1 protein-coding gene is annotated in these 437 nt (G+C 72.3%); it reads right to left on the minus strand.

Annotated elements, in window-relative coordinates:
• Positions 1-437 (minus strand): homocysteine S-methyltransferase family protein (locus tag IF73_RS38410; protein ID WP_199806790.1); only part of this gene is annotated, 437 nt, incomplete at both ends.

Here is a 437-nt window from a genome sequence, read left to right on the forward strand (position 1 = left end):
GGATCTGGTCCCGCGCCATCTCCACACAGTCGTCCCAGCGGCCGTCCAGCATGGCCTCCCGGAACTTCTTCGACCCGTTCGCGTTCGTCCGCTCCCCGATGGCGAGGTACGAGGTGTCCTGCCGGAACGGCACGGTCTGGTACAAGGACGCGGCGCCCGGCTCGGGGCGCGGGTCACGCGGGGTGGGCGTCAGGTCACGGACGCGCTCGACGACCTGGCGCAGGTGCTCGGGGGTCGTACCGCAGCAGCCGCCCACCAGGGACAGGCCGTAGTCGCGGACGAAGCTCTCCTGAGCGTCCGCCAGCTCGGCCGGGCTCAGCGGGTAGTGGGCGCCGTCCGAGGTGAGGACCGGCAGGCCCGCGTTGGGCATCACCGACAACGGGATCCGGGCGTGCCGGGCCAGATAGCGCAGGTGCTCGCTCATCTCGGCCGGGCCG

Origin of the sequence: Streptomyces sp. NRRL F-5727 (assembly GCF_000719555.1) — a bacterium.
Classification (GTDB): Bacteria; Actinomycetota; Actinomycetes; order Streptomycetales; family Streptomycetaceae; genus Streptomyces.